This is a genomic window from Phycisphaerae bacterium, from assembly GCA_018003015.1.
Lineage (GTDB): Bacteria > Planctomycetota > Phycisphaerae > UBA1845 > PWPN01 > JAGNEZ01.
This window is the reverse complement of the sequence record JAGNEZ010000097.1, coordinates 1-17,300: the sequence shown is the minus strand read 5'-3', so window position 1 is coordinate 17,300 and position 17,300 is coordinate 1. Positions and strand designations below refer to the sequence as shown.

Genomic DNA, 17,300 nt, shown 5'->3' with positions numbered 1-17,300 from the left:
GGTGTGAAGCGCCTTCTCTACCGGTGCCTTCGGGCGGGATTGAGTCCTGGCCATCCGTGGCCCTCCTCGCTTGAAGCTCCACCCATCCCTATCGGCCAATTCTCCAGAAAGCCTCAAGCGGGCTTTGCCGCCGTAGAAAAAAACGCGATGAAACGCGAAGCCTTGTGAAAGGTGTCGCCGCCGGCGTGAAAATGCTGTCAATCGGCCGGTTTGAATATGCTGTGGGGGGGGCGGGTGGTCTGTTGGCACGGGGAGGGTAGCCACGAGGATGGCGTGTCTGGGGTGGAGTCAGGGCTCGATGCGGTCCTTCATGCGGTAGCTTTTGCCTTCGATGACGATGGTTTCGGCGTGGTGGAGGACGCGGTCGAGGATGGCCGAGGTCAGGGTGCTGTCGTTGTTGAACATCGACGGCCAGTGCTTGTAGGCCTTGTTGGTGGTCAGCACGATGGAGCCGCGTTCGTAGCGTTGACTGATGATCTGGAAGAGCAGGTCGGCCCCGCGCTTGTCGATGGGCAGATACCCGAGTTCGTCGATGATCAAAAGCTCGGGGCGGGTGTAGGCCTTCAGTTCCTTAACCAAGCGTCCGGCATTCTGGGCAGCCAGGAGGCCGTTGATGATGTCGATGGCGGTGGCGAAGCGGACGCGATAGCCCGCCTGGCAGGCGGCCAGACCCAAGGCGATGGCGGTGTGCGTTTTTCCCAGGCCAACCCCACCGACAAGAATCGCGTTGGCCTGGTCCTCGAGGAACTTCAGGCGAAAGAGGTTCTGGACGGCCAGCCGGTTGATCTTCGTCGGCCAGGTGAAGTCGAATTGTTCGAGTGTCTTGAGCACCGGGAAGCGGGCTTGTTTGATCCGCCGCTGGCGGGCCCGGTCCTGACGCAGGGCGGCCTCGCCCTCGATCAGGCGGGCCAGGAACTCCACGTGGGACCACTGCTCCGAGCCGGCCTTGTGGGCCAGTTCCTCGAAGTGCTCCAGCAGGTACGGCAGTTTGAGAAGCTGCAGTTGTCGGCGCAGGTCATCATCCGGGCTCGCGACACTGGTCTTGCGGCGGCTCATGGTTTTCTCCGGGAATCGGTTTCGGGTCTTCGCCCTCGGCAGCCGAACTTGAGATCACATCGGGCTCTCGCCTTGGCGAAGCCTCCGGCGGGGCCTGGGTCGGCGGTGCTGGCGAGGTTTCGTGGGTGTCGTAGAGCCCCAGGTTGGGCTCGGGCAGTTCCAGGTCCAGCAGGTCCTGCCGGCGGGTCAGGTGCAACGCTCCCGGCTCCGGCAGGATACGTTGCCGCTGCTCGAGCAGATTGGCGATGTATTCGCAACTGAAGGCCTGGAACTCGAGGGCATCCTCGATGGCCCGGGCGGTTTTTTCCGCTCCGTAGATCTCCGCCAGGGCGACGATCTGGCGAATATGATGCAGGATGTTGAGTCGCCGCTCAGCGAGCCCTTGATAGAACCGCTCGGCCTTGGGCGTCAGGGACAGAAGCCGCTGCAGCAGCTTCTGGTCCCGGGCCCGGCGGCGCTGTTGGAGCAGAGCCCTGGGGTGATCGGGATCCTCGAAGTCCCGCCTCCGGTCGTAGCAGCGGACGTGCCGGGCGATCAGCTTGTCCTGATGGTAGAGGCACAGATGGTCCGGGTAGAGCTTGAGGGTCAACGCCGCCCCGGCGTATTCGGCGGGCACCGAATAGGTGTTGGTGTCCACCCTCACGCGGAACTGGCGGCTGGCCCGCACGGACTGGATGACCCCGACATCGTACGGTTGAAGAGACAGGGGTTTGAGCCGCGGCTTCTCGATCTGGAACAGCTCCGCCGGCGGCCGGTGGGTGCTGCCGTGGATCCGCACGTTGGCCACCGTGTCCAGCCATTGACGAACGGCCGGGTTAACCCAGGCGAAGTCGCTCAGCTCCAGCCCGGCCAGGAAGTTCTTCTTGACGTATCCCACGGCATTCTCTGCGCGCCCTTTTTCATGCGCCTGACTCTCCAGCCAGCGGACGATCTGCGGCTTGTAGGGATCCAGCTTGCTGGGCCTGGGGGGCAGCTTACGCGGCCGGAACTTCTCGGCCGCCACCCACTGGGCGACGGTCCGAGCATCCAGGTGCAGTTCGCGGGCGATCTGGGCCACGGTCAGGTGACGGTGGTCATGATAGTCCTTGATCTTGGAGTACAGCTCGTAGTCGATCATGTCGGAAGCCTCATCTGTCGGAGGATCTCGCCGAGGCTTTGCGGCGCACCGCCCCTCGGGCCGGCGGGTCCGCCTCCGGCGAGATTCGCCGTGGCGAACTTGTCCAAAGAAAGGACTTGGTAGAGAGGCCGTTCGTAAGCGATCAGCCGGGCCCGGATCAGTTCCTCACGAGCCCGGGCCAGGGTCGGCCCATCCAGCGGCAGCAGCTTGCCGATACCGGCGTCGGAGTAGTAGCTGAGTCCCTGGCCGTCGGCCACGGCCACCAGGAATAGGTACAAGGCCAGGGCCTCGGCCGATCGGCCGGCGATGTGCCTATCCCGAACCAGCCGATGGTCGATCCAACTGAACTGCGGCGGCACCTGCCGCAATCGCTCCGGGCACAGCACACGCTTGAACACCGCCATCGGCCGGTCTCCCGCTTGCGGGTCCCTGAATCTCCCGGCCCAAGCGTATCAGCCGGTGGGTGGTCGAAGCGATGTTGTCTTGTAACGCGCTGCCGGTTAACTGGGCGACAAGTCCGGTCAGGGCCAGACCTTGCGTGCGGATGATCTCTTGTAACGCGCGGGAATCTAAGGTGGACTTATCTTCTGGTGGGACCAGGACTTGTGGTGCGCAGTGATCTTGTAACGCGCGAGACGTCTGGCCCGGCTTCCGCCAGTAGCCCGGATGGGCCTGCCGCCAGGCCTTCACCCGCTGGCGGTTGGCCGACCCGCGGAAGTAGTCCTTCCCCTTGGGCGAAACCCGCCAACGCCGCTGGCTGGCGGCCTTGCTCGCCTGGCGGCAAGCCGGCTGGCTGCAGTATCTCTGGTGGTAACGGTTGCGCGGGTCGGGCTCGTATAGCTGGCCGCAGTGGCGGCACTTACGTCGTCGGGTTGGGGTCATGGGCGGCTCCCGGACAAACCGCCCATGTTGGCTCCGATAGCGTCGAGACCCCAGTCAGGAGTAGCCCGAAGAAAACCCAGGGGAAGAAAACAGCTGCGCGCCCGGAGGGAAGAAGACCCAGTCGAAGAATACCAGGAAGAAGAAGACCCGCCGAAGAAAACGACATCTTCACGCCGGCCAGATCACTGTACTTTCAGGACGGCCATGACAAAAGGAGTCGGATCGCGCTAAGCTACTGCGAGCTCTGGGTTTCCTGTGCTTTTCGGCAGGCAATTAGAAGCGATTTCCCAAGCTGGACGTCGTCGGTTCGAATCCGATCGCCCGCTGTTTCTTCAACTCCTTGATCCGCAGAAGGTTGTGAATCCGGCTGCTTGGGCTCCTGAGGCTCAGAAACCCCGAGTTGCGTCACTTTCGTCCCGATCAGACTGTGAGTTGCGGCGCTTAGGTCGCGTTCGTCCACCCGTAGGTAGTGCTGGCGGGCAACCTCGTCGGAGTGACCCATCCACTCGACAACCACGTGGAAGGCGAAGCCCGCGTCCATCCAATCGCGCTCACGATTCTTCCGGAGCGTGTGGCACCAGCGAGGGAACTTCGGCACGCCGGCCCTCTTCCGGATGACGCCGAAGTCGCGCCAGACATTCTGGGCCACGACGCCGAACACGACCAACGCCTCGCCCTCCGGGGCGTGCTCGAACGCGTCGCGGAGGATGGGAAGAAGTTCGGGGGCGATGGGCACGATCCGCCGGCGTTTGGTTTTGTTCCCCCACACGCTCAGGCGATTAGTCTCCCAGTCCACATCACGCCACGGGAGCGACAAGGCCTCGCCCTGCCGGAGACCGGCCAGCCGGCAGAGCCCCAGAAACGTCCGCCAGCCCTGGTTGGGGCAAGCCGCCAGCAGCTTGTAGAACTCCTCCAGGCTGACGTAGTGCCAGTTTTTTTCGACGGGCTTGAGCCCCCCGGTCATGCGGTCGAACGGGTTGTAGAGGATGAGACCGTCGCATCAGCTACTTGGATCGGTCGATTCTGAGAAGCGAGGAAAAACAGGGCGCGAGACGGCGACCGCAGGGTCGCCGCTCTCGGCGATGGTCGCAGGCAGGACCGCTGGGGGACACCGCCGCGACGGTTTCGTGTGGCAACGTCACCGTAGCGCAGTTCTATCCCCTTTGTCAATTCACTTCTTGCCCTCGACCTTCGTCTATAGCCCAGTGTCATCCTGACGCGTTCTCCGGGTATCGCGGACGCCCGCGGAAGTGTCCGCCCAAACACGGTTTGTGGTATGCAAAAAGGTCGATGTGTCGAAGCTGCCGACAGGGATGGTTGGAGAAAGCCCGTCGGCGGGTTCGTGTTCATCTCAGGGACGGCCCTACTGAGCGCGTGGTGGGCCTATAGGCAGGGGATCATGAGCTGGTTGGACCTCCGGGTATGGCTGGCCTGTTTCGAGGCGATAGCGAGGCGATGCGGCCTTCAACAAGGGCGTTTCCCGCAATACACGGTGCGGGAACTCACGGTCATGGTGGGTAGCACCACGGAGGGTGCCGTTCGTCGGTCGATCAGCCGGCTTCATCGTATTGGGTTGCTGGTGTGGTCGCCATCTGCGTTGGAGATCGGGCATTCCTTGCCGAGCTTGCCGGGTGGCGAGAGCGGCACCTTCTCGGCCGTGCTGGAACAGGTGGCCAACCACTCCCGCAGGGTTCCGGTGCCGAGAAGGGTGCTCCGCTGGCTGGCGAAAGACGGCAACAGGGTCGTGGTGGCGACGGTGCTCGGTCATCTGCTACGTTGCCTGTACTATCGCAACGGCACATGCCGGCCCACCGGAACTTGCAAGGCGTCATGGCTGGGGGAGACGTTTGGGGTCGACGTACGGAACGTGAAGGCCGCTCGGAAAGCCTTGGTAGCCGACGGCCTTCTGAAAGTAGAACGTCGTTCTCAGTGGTTCTTGAACCGGCACGGCTTCTTGGTGACGGTCAACTTGGCCTGGGGACCGGGTACGGCACAACGTCGCCGTTTGCCACCGCCGTGGAGCAAAGCCCGTCTCGTTTCACCACCCCCAGAGAAGAAACCGGAACTCCTTCGGAAGATGAACGACCAGAAACCGTCGCCGACGGTTGCTGGGCTTTGTGCGGCGGCCAGCGCGCTTTCCGCTCCGAACCTGCGGCATGTTGTGCAGGCGGACCTGACTGATCCTGGCCGGTTGGCGGTTCTGCACGAACAGGCCCGCGATGCGGGTTACGTGGATGGCGGCGAGGCTGATAGGCTCAAGTTCTTCGGGGCAGCTACCCATGCATTGGTCGTTGCGAAACGTAATGCGCCGGGGTTATTCGCGGAGATAGTGCGACGCGGGCTGTGGCGGGTTCTGACTCTCGGCGACGAGGACCGGGCGCGTCACACGCTTGGTGGGCGTTACGCCCGACCCGCCTTTGAGCACCAGTGCGAGCGGCAGCAGAAGCCTGCGAGGCTGGCGGACATACTCCCGAGCGTAATTGCGTTGGCGGGGAGTCACTTCGCTCGGGAGCCTTCCCAGACGGCTGCGCGCACGCTTACACTCGTTCAACCGTCCATGAGACAGAACCGGCCGTGATGCCGGCGACCGAAAGCATGGATCTCGGGCATCACGTCCGCTAGGCCCGGCCTTGGGCGGTTGGTGCGGTTCGGACGATGCCACGACTGTTTTTATTCATTCTTACACGCCTTGACATCGATGCTGGTAATAAAATCGGCGGCCGTTGTGCCGGGCGGGAGCGCCTCGGTGATCTTGCGATACAGCGGATCTTCGAACTGACCGAGCGCCGCGATGTACTCCCGTTTGCGCACGACCTCGATCTGTTGCATGCCGGCCGCCCGAACCATGGCCTCATGCTCCTCGACCAGCACTGCACCCGCGACACATCCAACAAGGGCGTTAACCGTCCCGCGGATGGACTCCGGGACCGGTCGGAGCAGGGGCCGTCCGGCCGCAAATACCCCTTTCTTCGCAATGCGGCTGTAGCCCACGCGCGCGGCGGCTCTCACCGATTTACCGCTACCGCAGAGTGAACCTTTATCTATCATGGTGTATCCCCACTGGCCGACTCCTCAGACCAAGGAGGATGCGGCCACTGACTCCCGGTTTCCCTCATCCGCGAAGTACCTACGTCGGAAGTAGAAGGCGACGTTGACCAGGCTGATCAGGACGGGCACCTCGACTAGCGGCCCGATGACTGCCGCGAAGGCCGCCCCGTGGTTGATGCCGAAGACGCCGACCGCCACCGCGATGGCTAGCTCGAAGTTGTTGCTGGCGGCGGTAAAAGACAGAGTTGCAGACTTTGCGTAGCCGGCGCCGGCTTTCTTGCCCATCCAGAAACTGACCAGGAACATCACGACGAAGTAGATCAGCAGCGGCACGGCGATCAGCAGAACGTCGCCGGGCTTCGAGATGATCTTCTGGCCCTGCATGGAGAACATCACCACGATGGTGAACAGCAGGGCAATCAACGTAATCGGCGAAATCTTCGGAATCAACTTTCCATGGTACCACTCCTTGCCCTTGGTCTTGACCAGCACAAGACGAGTCAGCATGCCGGCCAGGAATGGGACTCCCAGGTAGATAAATACACTCTCGGCGATCTGGCCGATGGTGATCCCGGATGTGTCCGCTCCTTTCAGTCCCAGCAACGGCGGCAGGACAGTGATGAACAGCCACGCGTATACGCTGTAGAACAGGACCTGGAAGATCGAGTTGAATGCCACGAGGCCGGCAGCGTACTCCGTATCGCCCTTGGCCAGATCGTTCCAGACGATGACCATCGCGATGCACCGCGCCAGACCGATCATGATCAGACCAATCATGAACTCCGGTTGCCCGCGAAGGAAAGCGATAGCCAAGAGGAACATCAGGATAGGCCCGATGACCCAGTTCTGAAGTAGCGACAGGCCCAGAACCTTGAAGTTGCGGAAGACATCGCCCAACTCCTCGTACTTTACTTTGGCCAGCGGGGGATACATCATGAGGATCAGGCCGAGGGCGATGGGAATGCTGGTCTGGGTACCCTCGGGCCGGAGCGAGCCGATCCAGTCACCCACGCCGGGCGCGAAATATCCCAGCAGCACGCCGACCGCCATGGCCAGGAAGATCCACAGCGTCAGGTATCGATCCAGGAAGGATAGTCTCTTGGTCAGTCCGCTCGACATTGCTCTTGCTCCTGTTGGCCAATCGGATGCTGCACTCGTACCAGGTTGCCTTGGTCATTGTCCAGGCTTGACGGCGTAGACTTTCACGCTCACGGCGTAATCGTTGACGTTGTAGCGCCTCAGCAACTGGGCCATTCCCTTGTGCAGGTCCCCAGAGCCGGGGTCAGCGGCTTTTGAGCCGCAACAACTCGATTGGGCGGACTGATTGGCGACAGGGAGGCTCAGTGTTGGCGAGCAGCATCCCGATGAATTCTCGACCCTCGCGTATGCGTTCAGATCCGCGCCGCTGTCGATCACCTGGACATGGGCGAAACCCGAGTCCCGCAAACCGGCTTCGTAATCCGCGATGAGGATCGCCCCGGCGATGCACCCGACGTAAGCCATCACATCCTCGGCGACCTCCTTGGGCAACGGTTTTTTCAGGGCGATGTCGCTGACCGCCAGACGACCGCCCGGCTTGAGCACCCGGGCAACCTCACGGAACACAGCCCGCTTGTCCGGTGCGAGGTTGATCACGCAATTGCTGATCACACAATCGACAGATGAATCAGGGAGGGGCAGTTTGTCGATCTGAGCCAGATGAAACTCGACGTTCGAGGGCATCTTCCCGCCCGCCGACCGAGCAGCGTTCTTACGGGCCAGCTCGATCATCTCCGGCGTCATGTCGATGCCGATGGCCTTGCCCGTCAGCCCGACCTTGGGGGCGGCCAGTAGCACGTCCAGCCCGCCCCCGCAGCCCAGGTCCACTACGGTCTCTCCAGGTTTGAGGCTCGCAAACGCCGTCGGGTTGCCGCAAGACAAGCCCATATTCGCTTCGGCCGGGATGCTGGCCAAGTCCTCCGACGTGTAGCCGAAGGCCTGAGCCACCTGCCGAACACCTTCCTGCTGGCTCGACAGGCCGCCACCGGCCACGGCCGCATACTTCGACTGAACTGTCTCAGTGATCTTGTCTGCCATGGTCATTCTCCTTCGCCTGCCCCTTGCTGCTGCCGCAGGTACTCGCTTATTCGTGTCCGGATCCGATCTCGCACCCGTCGCCAGGCTGACAACTGTGCCTCGTCGGCGACCGGCCGATGCGGGGGATCTTCGAACGGCCAATGCACTCGGCATTTGGCACCCGGGAATGACGGACATGCGGCAGCCGCGTTGTCACACACGGTCACGACCAGGTCAAACGGCTGGCCGTGGAACTCGGTCACGTTTTTGCTGCGTTGAGCGCTGATGTCCACGCCAGCTTCGGCCATGACCTGAACAGCGACCGGATTGACGCCCTTGGGATCAACGCCCGCACTGAACACCTCCCAACGATCGCCGCCCAAGCGACGCCAGAAGCCCTCGGCCATCTGCGACCGGGCCGAATTGCCCGTGCAGAGAATAAGGACCCTCAGTTTTTGTAGCATGCGCTCAACTCCCTGAGATCCATACATCTCACCTTCTTCAGGACCCCGAGGTCCCGCCGAATGGCCGGGTCATTCGCCAACACACCCAGCGCCCACTCCAGCGCTCGCCGCACCACCGGGCGTGCTGGGCCGCTCGCCAGCCGGAAATAGCACCATCGGCCATCCTTGCGACGCTCGACCAGACCGGCCTGGACCAGCAGGTCCATGTGCTTGGACACCGTTGCGGGAGCCAAATCCAGCAATTCGATGATCTGGCACAGACATAGCTCCCCATCGCGAAGAGCAAGTAGTGCCCGGACCCGCATCTCATCGCTCAGGGCCTTCGTAATGTTGAGGAACTCTCGCACAACGGCCTCCTCGTGACTTCGCCACTTCGCTAACTAGCGAAGTGTAGTGCGCCTCCCAGTGGTCGTCAAGTCCGCTCCACCTTCATGCCGGCTGGGAGAAAGCCGTCTCGGTTGTGTCCGGTCCCGGACTCGTCCACACTGTCTGTGTCTCACTGGCAGACGCCGTGGCGTCACGCAGGGCGCTGTTCGTGCTGTCCGTTCGTCGAGATGGAACCGTCCACGAGCTTGAGTACCCGCTTGGCATGCTGATGCAACGCCGGGTGCCCCCCTTACTCTCGCCATTCAAGAACATAAAGTAATGCTCCGCCTTGACGTATCTGTTTAGCGTGTTGACCCGCTTGCGCGGCCGATCCTATTCATGAGGTTAGGCCATTTACCGTCCACCCAGAATAGCTGGGAGTCGGTTCTGGACAAGGCGAGTTCGCTGGGGTGTATGCCTCCCACCTCAAACCATTCCGGGCGATCAGAAAAACGGGCTTGACAGATCATGCCTATATGGTATAATAGCCATATGACAATGGATAGACGACCAGCTCACTTTTATGAGGCGCGGGCGAGGGTGGCCAAGGCGATGGGCCACCCGAGTCGCCTGCTGATCCTGGAAGCACTTCAGGACCGGGAATGGTGCGTCTGCGAACTAACGGAGCTGGTAGGCGCGGACCAGTCCACGATCTCCAAGCACTTGGCCGTCCTCAAACAGGCCGGACTGGTGGATGACCGTAAGGAGGGTTCCACGATCTTCTACCGCCCGAGGGTCAAATGCCTGGAAGGCTTCTGGCGGTGCATCGAGGCAGTTTTGAAAGAGAACCTCAAGGCGCAGGCGGCCGCACTCGGTTCGTGAATGGCCGTCTCTCTTTTTGAGACCTTTATGGCGGGATGGCCATATAGCAATAAGCTGAAGCGTGGGCGGCCGACAGAGCCACGCATTCTGATAGCCATGGAAATGCGTCCCTGCTGGCGGGGTGTCCAGCGTCGAACGCCGGAGTGATCAATGGACTGGAAGACCGAATGGAAGAAGTTGCTGGCCATGGTTGTGGTCTTTCTCGTGTTCTTCTACCTGCCGGTCGAATGGCCGCGGTTCAACGGCGGCATCAGCGAGGCTTTGCATCTGGCCAAGTGGTACGCTCGCGAGCATGTGCTTCTTTGCCTGGTGCCTGCCTTTTTCATTGCCGGGGCCATCGGCGTCTTCATCAGCCAGGCATCGGTCATGAAGTATCTGGGGCCCCGCGCGAACAAGGTGCTCGCGTATGGTGTGGCGAGCGTTTCCGGCACGATTCTTGCGGTCTGCTCGTGTACGGTGCTTCCGCTGTTCGCCGGGATCTACCGCATGGGCGCAGGGCTCGGCCCGGCCTCGGCCTTTCTGTACTCAGGGCCGGCAATCAATGTCCTGGCGATTATCCTGACTGCGAGAATCCTCGGCCTCGAGCTTGGCGTTGCCCGTGCCGTCGGGGCCGTTGCGTTCAGCGTCGTAATCGGCCTGATCATGCACTTCATCTACCGCAAAGAAGAAATCGAGAAAGCCAACGGACAGATGGCCATGCCCGAACCCCAGGTATCGCGACCGCTGTGGCAGAATGCCGCATTCTTCGCCGCGATGATCGGCGTTCTCGTATTCGCCAACTGGGGTGCACCCAATGACTGGCTCTTCAAGACCGGCGATGGCCAGACTTTTCATGCCTCGATCGTCAAGGCGTCCGAGGCGTCACCGATTACCTACACTCTGAAGGTCGTGGATGGTCCGGAGGCAGGGCAACAGATCCATTTGTCCGGCGATCAGGTCATTGAGAAGACGCCCGTCGCCGGTGCATGGACGCGGATCTGGGGTGCCAAGTGGGCTATCACGGCGGGCTTTGCCGCTGCTCTGGCCCTGATCCTGGTCATCTGGTTTCACGTGGCCTGGTGGAAAGTGCTAGCTGCCGCAGCCCCTGCCGTTGTCCTGGCGATGATCCTGCCTGTCCAAGGGTTGTGGATCATGATCCCGTTCACGGCAGCGGTCGTCGGCCTCTCAGCGATCACCAGCACAAGCAAGGGTGAAGCCAGCGACTGGTTCTATGCCACCTGGAGTTTCGCCAAGCAGATCCTGCCACTGCTATTCTTCGGTGTGCTGGTGGCAGGATTCCTCCTCGGTCGGCCGGACCACGAAGGCTTCATCCCGAGCAAGTACGTCGAGATGCTGGTCGGCGACAAGCCGGATACGTTTTTTGCCGTAACCGGCTGGGGTGGCGGAAGTTTCGAGTCCGTCGTGCGGCCGGTCTGGCCTGTTTGGACGAACTCTTTCGCAAGCGTCTTCGGCGCGTTCATGTATTTCGCGACCCTGACCGAAGTGCCGATCCTCCAGGGGCTGCTCGGTTCGGGCATGGGCAAGGGGCCCGCTCTGTCATTGTTGTTGGCCGGACCTGCACTCTCGCTGCCGAGCATGCTGGTGATTCGCAGCATCATGGGCACGCGCAAGACGGTCGTTTTTGTGTCCCTGGTCGTGGTGATGGCCACGATCACGGGGATGATATTCGGTTCTCTCGTTTCTTGAGACGAGGTGTACTATGGGATGCGGTTGTGGAAGTACGGGCGAAACGCTGATCTTCACCTGCGCCGGGGCGGCCCATTCGGGCCAGGTGGCCAATCGGGCCGGGGTGCAGGCCATGCAGCAGGGCGTCGGGAGTCTTTTCTGCATTGCGGCCGTGGCCGCCGACATCGGCGACAAGATGGATCGGGCCCGCAAGGCCGGCCGGCGCATCGTCATCGACGGATGCGATGATCATTGCGCGCGCAAGGTTATGGAGAAGGCGGACCTTCCCGTCGATGTGCACGTGGTCACAACCGACCTGGGCGTCGAGAAGAAGCCCGCTCAGCCGGACATGATCGGCGACGCCAAGAAGGTCGTGGACAAGGTCAAGGCCCTTGCGGCCGCGGGATGCTGATGGGAGATATCTTATGAGAATCGAGATTCTTGGAACCGGGTGCCCAAAGTGCAAAACGCTGGCGGCGAACGCCGAAAACGCAGCCAAGAACCTTGGCATCGAATATGAGGTGTGCAAGGTCACGCAACTGGCGGATATCATGAAGCGCGGGGTGATGATGACTCCGGCTTTGGCGATTGACGGCGAGGTTAAGTCTGCGGGCAAGGTTCTCTCGGAGGCAGACATTACTACTTTGCTGACCAGCGTGATGTCGTGACGATCCTTGGGGCTCTTATCCGCGTGGGGGCCAGAAGGTCTCGCTGAGGTTGACTGACAAATGCAGCCCTGCCAACAGTGTAGCGGCGGTTCCCCGATCAGCGTGTGGATTTCCGCGCTGCTGATAGTGATTCTGCTCATCGCGTGGCAGTACTGGCCACGCATGGGACGGTTGGGCCGCATTGCCATCGTCATGGCCTGTATCGCGGTCCTTGGCGGGTCGATCGCGACCAGCCACTGGTGGGCCGGAACCGGTTCGACGAGCGGAACGTGCGGCACATGCTTGATGCCGGTTTCTCCAAGTCCTGCCCCTGGCCCCGCCCCTGCCACTCGCCCAGCTACCCAGCCAGCAGGGGTCACAACAACGGTTGCCTCGCAGCCGAGCGGAGAGTCGTCGGCGTTCGCGACCTCGCCGGAAGTGGTCGCTTTCTATTGTCATCGAACGGTGCGCTGCCACACCTGCCTGCAGATCGAGGAATGGGCCAACCAGGCGATCGAAACGCACTTTGCCGGAGAGCTCGGCGGCGGGCTGATTGAGTGGCGCCCGATCAATATCGAAGAACCAGGGAACGAGCATTTCGAGAAGGATTACGAATTGACTGCTCAGTCGCTGGTCCTGGTTCGTATGAGAGATGGGAAACTAGCCGAGTGGAAGAACCTGAAATCGGTCTGGGAGTTGGTCGGTGATTACGGTGGTTTTACCGAATACGTGCGGACGGAATTGTCCTCGTTCCTCAGCGGTGCATCCGGCATGTAGGCTTGGCGCTGCAATCAGGAGAGTATGGTTATCATGAACAAGATTTTAAGGATCGGCATCATAGCGGGCCTGCTGATTGTTGTGGGCGCCATCATGGCGAGCAAGCAGAAGAACAAGGATGCCGCCCGCACGGGCGATCAGCCGCAGGTGCAACCGGTTTCGGCAAGCCGACCTGCCGAGGCACAGAACGACCAGGATCCGACGGCGCAAAAGGCGTTGCCGCGGCTGGTCGATATTGGGGCCGGCAAATGCATCCCCTGCAAGAGGATGGCTCCCATCCTGGCGGAACTCAAAAAGGAATTCGCCGGACGGATGGAAGTCGAATTCATCGACGTCTGGGAGAAACCCGACGCCGGCTACCCTTACCAGATTCGCATGATCCCAACGCAGATCTTCTACGACGCGTCGGGCAAGGAGTTGTTTCGGCACGAGGGCTTCTACGGTCGAGAGGACATCCTGGGCAAGTGGAAGGAACTGGGTGTCGACCTCAGCGCAGACCCAGCCCCCGGCAGCCGTTCATGAATGCCGCTCATTGCGTCGTCGGAGCGACAGCCACGGTCGAGAGTGTAGTGCAGAGCACGAAAGGATATTGAAATGACTCACGAGAATCGGAACGCGGCGGAGGCTCAGGGAGCCTGCTGTGTGGCGTCGAGCGGCAAGTTCGTTGTCGTCGCCGCCCTTATCGCCATCGTAGCGGCGGTCTTCTGGGTTAAGACCGGCAACGACCAAGGGGAGACGCCGTCGTCTGATACCAGCCCCATTCAGACGGCGGCGATCTTGGGAGCGCAGGCGACACCGCCGAGCCAGCCAGCTTCGGGGAACACCTCGGCACCCAGGGAGAAGTTGCCTCGGCTGGTCGATGTCGGCGCAGGCAAATGCATCCCCTGCAAGAAGATGGCCCCCATCCTGGAGGAACTCAAGAAGGAGTTCGTGGGACGGATGGAGGTTGAGTTCGTAGACGTGTGGGAAAACCCGAGAGCCGGAGACCCCTACAAGATCCGGCTCATCCCGACGCAGATCTTCTACGACGCCTCGGGTAAGGAGCGGTTCCGGCACGAGGGCTTCTTTTCCAAGGAGGACATCCTCGGTAAGTGGAAGGAGCTCGGTGTCGATCTTGCAGGCAAGCCGGCGGCCTCAATTGAACGCGCGGTTCCCGCGGTCGCTGATGCGCGGTCCAGGGACAGCGTCTGCTTCATGTGCGATGGCGACGTAAACCCTAAGACGCGGGTGGTTGTCAAGGGTCAGACGGAGCAGATCATCCTGTGTTCACCGCACTGCTTCTTCATCTACCACTCCAGCGTGAAGGAGCCGGCGAAGGCCGAGGCCATCACCAGCGCGACGGACACGGTGTCCGGCAATCTCGTCCCAGCAACGACAGCGACCTATCTTTACGGCCTGGACCCGAAAGGCCGGCCGACGGTCATGGCCTTCTCGGACAAGGAAGCGGCGACGAAAGAGCAGCAGAAGAGCCCTGGCAACATCCTCAACTGGGAAGGGCTTCGCAACAAGGAACTCGCCGCGCGGTGTGGATTCTGCGATCGGGCTGTCTACCCGGAAGATGCGTGCCTGGTGAAGGTAGCGGAGAGTACCCGTACGTACGGCTGTTGCGTCATGTGTGGGCTCGGCGTCGCGGCCCGGCTCCAGAAGGATATCGAGGTCGAGGCCAAGGACGCTCTGACGGGTGAGACGATCCGCGTCCAGACGCTCAACGGCAGCGTCGCCTCGTTAGAGCCCAAAACGGCCGTGGCCTGGGCGGGCGCGAAGAAAGGCCCGGACGGCAACTGGGCCTCCACGGGCTGCTTCAAACAAGCCTTCTTCGTGAACGAGGCCAACCTCAAGGCCTGGCTGGACAAGCATCCGCCCGCGACCGGTCACATGGTCACCATCGGCCAGGCACTGGCCGCCAAGATGAAAATGACACCCCAGCAGATTGCCGGCGCATGCAAAATCGGGGAGTGCAAATGATCGAGCAGCTTTTCACCACACTGACGCATGCGGTCGAAGGTACGCCGGCCATCGCTCTGGCTGCTTCATTCGTCTGGGGCATTCTGAGCATCATCCTGAGCCCATGTCACCTGGCGAGCATCCCGCTGATCGTCGGCTTCATCGACCAGCAGGGACAGATGACCACGCGGCGAGCCTTCGGCATCTCCACGCTGTTTGCCGTGGGGATACTGCTCACTATCGCCCTGATCGGCGTCATCACCGCGGCGGCCGGTCGGATGATGGGCGACGTAGGACGCTACGGCAATTACTTTGTTGCGCTGATCTTCTTCCTTGTTGGCCTCGTCCTCCTGGACGTGATCCCCATGCCGTTCTCCGGCCCTGGTCAGGTTCAGATGAAGCGTAAGGGCGCACTGGCCGCCTTCATTCTCGGGCTGGTTTTTGGGATCGCGCTGGGTCCGTGCACGTTCGCATACATGGCGCCGATCCTGGCTGTTACCTTCAAAGTCGCGACGACGAGCGCCCTATACGGGGCGGTCCTGCTGTTGGCCTACGGTGTCGGGCACTGCTCGATGATTGTGGCGGCGGGGACATCCACGGAAGTGGTGCAGAAGTATCTGAACTGGAACGAACAATCCAAAGGTGCGGTGATCCTCAAGAAGATCTGCGGTGTGCTGGTTTTGCTGGGCGGCGTGTATCTGTTGTACACGGCACAGTGATTTGCCGAGAGGAGGTGAGGCTTCGCAAAGAGACCGCTGTGAACGCAAGGCAGAACTCGGTGTGGCAAGAAGGGCGAGAGAAGAACGATTCGCTGTGTTTGTTTGACCACGAGAAGCGAGTGGATTCTCAGCAATCCAGACCAGGACGGCCTGGAGCGAGACGGAGGCTTACCATGATTCACCACGAGCATGTCCCCTTGTTCATCGTGGCGGCGTGTGTCGTCGCCACTTGCGGATGTGACTTCCCTTGGCCCTCGTTGCCTGATGATGCCGACGATACCTCGGTCAACCGCTTGGTCGAGACGACGGAACTTCATGCGCGTCTGGGAGACGCACGATCACCGCATGCTCGACCTCTTCGACACCATCTACGAGATGGAGGATGGGCACGTGCATGTTCAGCACGCCTCGATGACCAGTACCTCTTAGCGGATTTGGGGGCGGTGGTTGCGATTAGTCGCGAGCCGACCAGTAGGACAACCCTTTTTCAAGGAGACATGCGATGAAACAGGACTTGTCAAGACGCGGATTTCTGGAAGCGGCCGGGACAGTGGTGGCTGCTGGCGCGGTCGCAGGTGTAGGAACTGCCAAGGCGGCCGAAAGGCCAACCGGCGGCAAGCTCAAGATCGTGGGAGTCTGCTGTAGCCCCCGCAAAGGCAAGACGACCGCGGCGGCCATGCGGGCTTGCCTGGATGCTGCCAAGGCGGCATCGCCGGGCGTGGAGGTGGAACTGATCGAACTGGCCGGCATGAAGATCCCTGGCGATGTCGCGGCCGGCGTACCGCTGCAGCCTGGAGAGAAGGACGACTTTCCCGCCGTCGCCGAAAAGATCAGCGGTGCCGACGTGGCCGGCATCATCGTGGGCACCCCGGTCTACTTTGGAAACATGAGTTCGCTGTGCAAGGCGTTCCTGGACCGCTGCATGGTCTTCCGCAAGAACAGCTTCGCCCTCGGCAACAAGGTCGGCGGCGTGCTGGCCGTGGGCGCCGCGCGCAACGGCGGGCAGGAGTTGACCGTTCAATCAGTCCTGGCGGCCATGCTGTGCCAGGAGATGATCGTGGTCGGGGACGGCAGGCCCACCGCTCACATCGGCGGGACGCTGCTCAACAACGGCAAGGACGATATCAGCGGTGACGAATTCGGCCTGTCCACGGCCAGGAACCTCGGACGCCGCGTGGCGGAAGTGGCCGTTCGCATCGGGCGGGCCGGGTAGCACGAGGATCACCATGAAGGCGACTGTCGAGATTGACGCCGGCGTCTGCGGATTTCATACGAAAGCGTCGGCAGTTAGTCTGGACGATCAGAACGTATCGTTCGAGATCCAGAGCGACTGCGAGAAGATTGACCAGCTCGGTGATCTCTTGAAGACGCAGGGCCCCTTCGATGCCTTCCAGGAAATCGGGCCTGAGCCGGGAAGCGCGCTCATGCAGGCGGCACGCTCGGTGTTGACCGGCTGCTGTAGCGGATGTGCTGTCCCCGTGGGCCTGTTCAAGGCCATGCAGGTGGCGGCCGGACTGGCCTTGCCGAAGGATATCGTCATCCGGGTGAACAAGGAGTGAGAATCCACCGGGCGTGCTCTCAAACGCCGCCTGGCAAACAGTCATGATTATTGTCTCTGTAGCATCAATACCGGGCCACTTGGCATCGGTTCCGGTTTTCGTGGAGTGACCGGGTGGTTTGGGTTCGTCCGATCGTCTGGGCCTCCCGCTGCATGTCGGCGGCGATGCGTCGGCTGATC

At 61.6% G+C, this 17,300-nt stretch carries 19 protein-coding genes and 1 pseudogene; 11 read left to right on the top strand and 9 right to left on the bottom strand.

What is annotated here, in order from left to right:
• Nucleotides 1-288 precede the first annotated feature (288 nt).
• From istB to KA354_23645, 4 genes and pseudogenes are all read right to left on the bottom strand, one after another.
• On the bottom strand, nt 289-1,056 hold the full coding sequence (istB, locus tag KA354_23660) for an IS21-like element helper ATPase IstB (GenBank protein ID MBP7937649.1): 768 nt from the start codon (nt 1,054-1,056) through the stop codon (nt 289-291).
• Between the two features lie 130 nt (nt 1,057-1,186).
• A pseudogene (locus KA354_23655) lies at nt 1,187-2,173 on the bottom strand (hypothetical protein).
• Nucleotides 2,170-2,355: a hypothetical protein gene (locus KA354_23650; GenBank protein ID MBP7937648.1), complete on the bottom strand. Its 186-nt coding sequence runs from the start codon at nt 2,353-2,355 to the stop codon at nt 2,170-2,172. The pseudogene KA354_23655 and the gene KA354_23650 overlap by 4 nt, the downstream one beginning before the upstream one ends.
• A 932-nt stretch (nt 2,356-3,287) precedes the next feature.
• A complete protein-coding gene (locus tag KA354_23645; GenBank protein MBP7937647.1) occupies nt 3,288-4,019 on the bottom strand; it encodes a site-specific integrase in 732 nt (243 codons plus the stop codon).
• 435 nt (nt 4,020-4,454) lie between these two features.
• Here KA354_23645 and KA354_23640 point away from each other — a divergent pair, with 435 nt between their 5' ends.
• Entirely contained in the window at nt 4,455-5,633 is a 1,179-nt protein-coding gene (locus KA354_23640; GenBank protein ID MBP7937646.1) for a hypothetical protein, read from the top strand.
• A 92-nt stretch (nt 5,634-5,725) separates the two neighbouring features.
• Here the strand turns inward: KA354_23640 and KA354_23635 are convergent, their stop codons facing one another.
• The 5 genes from KA354_23635 to KA354_23615 are packed head-to-tail and all read right to left on the bottom strand — an operon-like array spanning nt 5,726 to nt 8,969.
• Entirely contained in the window at nt 5,726-6,103 is a 378-nt protein-coding gene (locus KA354_23635; GenBank protein ID MBP7937645.1) for a hypothetical protein, read from the bottom strand.
• 24 nt (nt 6,104-6,127) lie between these two features.
• Nucleotides 6,128-7,222: an ACR3 family arsenite efflux transporter gene (arsB, locus tag KA354_23630; GenBank protein MBP7937644.1), complete on the bottom strand. Its 1,095-nt coding sequence runs from the start codon at nt 7,220-7,222 to the stop codon at nt 6,128-6,130.
• A gap of 54 nt (nt 7,223-7,276) precedes the next feature.
• A complete protein-coding gene (gene arsM, locus KA354_23625) occupies nt 7,277-8,179 on the bottom strand; it encodes an arsenite methyltransferase (protein ID MBP7937643.1) in 903 nt (300 codons plus the stop codon).
• Between the two features lie 2 nt (nt 8,180-8,181).
• A complete protein-coding gene (locus KA354_23620) occupies nt 8,182-8,622 on the bottom strand; it encodes an arsenate reductase ArsC (protein MBP7937642.1) in 441 nt (146 codons plus the stop codon).
• Nucleotides 8,607-8,969: a winged helix-turn-helix transcriptional regulator gene (locus KA354_23615; GenBank protein ID MBP7937641.1), complete on the bottom strand. Its 363-nt coding sequence runs from the start codon at nt 8,967-8,969 to the stop codon at nt 8,607-8,609. The genes KA354_23620 and KA354_23615 overlap by 16 nt, the downstream gene beginning before the upstream one ends.
• Before the next feature lie 517 nt (nt 8,970-9,486).
• Here KA354_23615 and KA354_23610 point away from each other — a divergent pair.
• The 10 genes from KA354_23610 to KA354_23565 all read left to right on the top strand — a co-directional run bounded on the left by KA354_23610 (nt 9,487) and on the right by KA354_23565 (nt 17,121).
• A complete protein-coding gene (locus tag KA354_23610; GenBank protein MBP7937640.1) occupies nt 9,487-9,810 on the top strand; it encodes a winged helix-turn-helix transcriptional regulator in 324 nt (107 codons plus the stop codon).
• 150 nt (nt 9,811-9,960) lie between these two features.
• The gene (locus KA354_23605; GenBank protein MBP7937639.1) at nt 9,961-11,496 is read left to right on the top strand and encodes a permease; all 1,536 of its coding nucleotides are present in this window, start codon (nt 9,961-9,963) and stop codon (nt 11,494-11,496) included.
• A 13-nt stretch (nt 11,497-11,509) separates the two neighbouring features.
• Nucleotides 11,510-11,887: a putative zinc-binding protein gene (locus tag KA354_23600; GenBank protein ID MBP7937638.1), complete on the top strand. Its 378-nt coding sequence runs from the start codon at nt 11,510-11,512 to the stop codon at nt 11,885-11,887.
• A 13-nt stretch (nt 11,888-11,900) separates the two neighbouring features.
• Nucleotides 11,901-12,143, top strand: a complete 243-nt coding sequence (locus KA354_23595) for a TM0996/MTH895 family glutaredoxin-like protein (protein MBP7937637.1) — start codon at nt 11,901-11,903, stop codon at nt 12,141-12,143.
• A 60-nt stretch (nt 12,144-12,203) separates the two neighbouring features.
• A complete protein-coding gene (locus KA354_23590) occupies nt 12,204-12,899 on the top strand; it encodes a hypothetical protein (GenBank protein ID MBP7937636.1) in 696 nt (231 codons plus the stop codon).
• A 93-nt stretch (nt 12,900-12,992) separates the two neighbouring features.
• Nucleotides 12,993-13,421, top strand: coding sequence for a thioredoxin family protein (locus tag KA354_23585; GenBank protein ID MBP7937635.1), 429 nt, complete (start codon nt 12,993-12,995; stop codon nt 13,419-13,421).
• 72 nt (nt 13,422-13,493) lie between these two features.
• The gene (locus KA354_23580) at nt 13,494-14,864 is read left to right on the top strand and encodes a hypothetical protein (GenBank protein ID MBP7937634.1); all 1,371 of its coding nucleotides are present in this window, start codon (nt 13,494-13,496) and stop codon (nt 14,862-14,864) included.
• Nucleotides 14,861-15,562 carry a cytochrome C biogenesis protein gene (locus tag KA354_23575; GenBank protein MBP7937633.1) on the top strand — a complete coding sequence of 234 codons (702 nt, stop codon included), beginning with the start codon at nt 14,861-14,863 and terminating at the stop codon, nt 15,560-15,562. Before KA354_23580 ends, KA354_23575 begins: the two co-directional genes overlap by 4 nt.
• Nucleotides 15,563-16,064: 502 nt before the next feature.
• Nucleotides 16,065-16,775, top strand: a complete 711-nt coding sequence (locus KA354_23570) for a flavodoxin family protein (GenBank protein MBP7937632.1) — start codon at nt 16,065-16,067, stop codon at nt 16,773-16,775.
• 13 nt (nt 16,776-16,788) lie between these two features.
• Nucleotides 16,789-17,121 carry a hypothetical protein gene (locus tag KA354_23565; protein MBP7937631.1) on the top strand — a complete coding sequence of 111 codons (333 nt, stop codon included), beginning with the start codon at nt 16,789-16,791 and terminating at the stop codon, nt 17,119-17,121.
• Nucleotides 17,122-17,300: the final 179 nt, after the last annotated feature.

Bases quoted from the DNA above. Each gene is read 5' to 3' on its own strand.
- istB (MBP7937649.1), bottom strand. From the start codon at position 1,056: ATGAGCCGCCGCAAGACCAGTGTCGCGAGCCCGGATGATGACCTGCGC.
- KA354_23645 (MBP7937647.1), bottom strand. From the start codon at position 4,019: ATGACCGGGGGGCTCAAGCCCGTCGAAAAAAACTGGCACTACGTCAGC.
- KA354_23640 (MBP7937646.1), top strand. From the start codon at position 4,455: ATGAGCTGGTTGGACCTCCGGGTATGGCTGGCCTGTTTCGAGGCGATA.
- KA354_23635 (MBP7937645.1), bottom strand. From the start codon at position 6,103: ATGATAGATAAAGGTTCACTCTGCGGTAGCGGTAAATCGGTGAGAGCC.
- arsB (MBP7937644.1), bottom strand. From the start codon at position 7,222: ATGTCGAGCGGACTGACCAAGAGACTATCCTTCCTGGATCGATACCTG.
- arsM (MBP7937643.1), bottom strand. From the start codon at position 8,179: ATGGCAGACAAGATCACTGAGACAGTTCAGTCGAAGTATGCGGCCGTG.
- KA354_23620 (MBP7937642.1), bottom strand. From the start codon at position 8,622: ATGCTACAAAAACTGAGGGTCCTTATTCTCTGCACGGGCAATTCGGCC.
- KA354_23610 (MBP7937640.1), top strand. From the start codon at position 9,487: ATGGATAGACGACCAGCTCACTTTTATGAGGCGCGGGCGAGGGTGGCC.
- KA354_23605 (MBP7937639.1), top strand. From the start codon at position 9,961: ATGGACTGGAAGACCGAATGGAAGAAGTTGCTGGCCATGGTTGTGGTC.
- KA354_23600 (MBP7937638.1), top strand. From the start codon at position 11,510: ATGGGATGCGGTTGTGGAAGTACGGGCGAAACGCTGATCTTCACCTGC.
- KA354_23595 (MBP7937637.1), top strand. From the start codon at position 11,901: ATGAGAATCGAGATTCTTGGAACCGGGTGCCCAAAGTGCAAAACGCTG.
- KA354_23590 (MBP7937636.1), top strand. From the start codon at position 12,204: ATGCAGCCCTGCCAACAGTGTAGCGGCGGTTCCCCGATCAGCGTGTGG.
- KA354_23585 (MBP7937635.1), top strand. From the start codon at position 12,993: ATGGCGAGCAAGCAGAAGAACAAGGATGCCGCCCGCACGGGCGATCAG.
- KA354_23580 (MBP7937634.1), top strand. From the start codon at position 13,494: ATGACTCACGAGAATCGGAACGCGGCGGAGGCTCAGGGAGCCTGCTGT.
- KA354_23575 (MBP7937633.1), top strand. From the start codon at position 14,861: ATGATCGAGCAGCTTTTCACCACACTGACGCATGCGGTCGAAGGTACG.
- KA354_23570 (MBP7937632.1), top strand. From the start codon at position 16,065: ATGAAACAGGACTTGTCAAGACGCGGATTTCTGGAAGCGGCCGGGACA.
- KA354_23565 (MBP7937631.1), top strand. From the start codon at position 16,789: ATGAAGGCGACTGTCGAGATTGACGCCGGCGTCTGCGGATTTCATACG.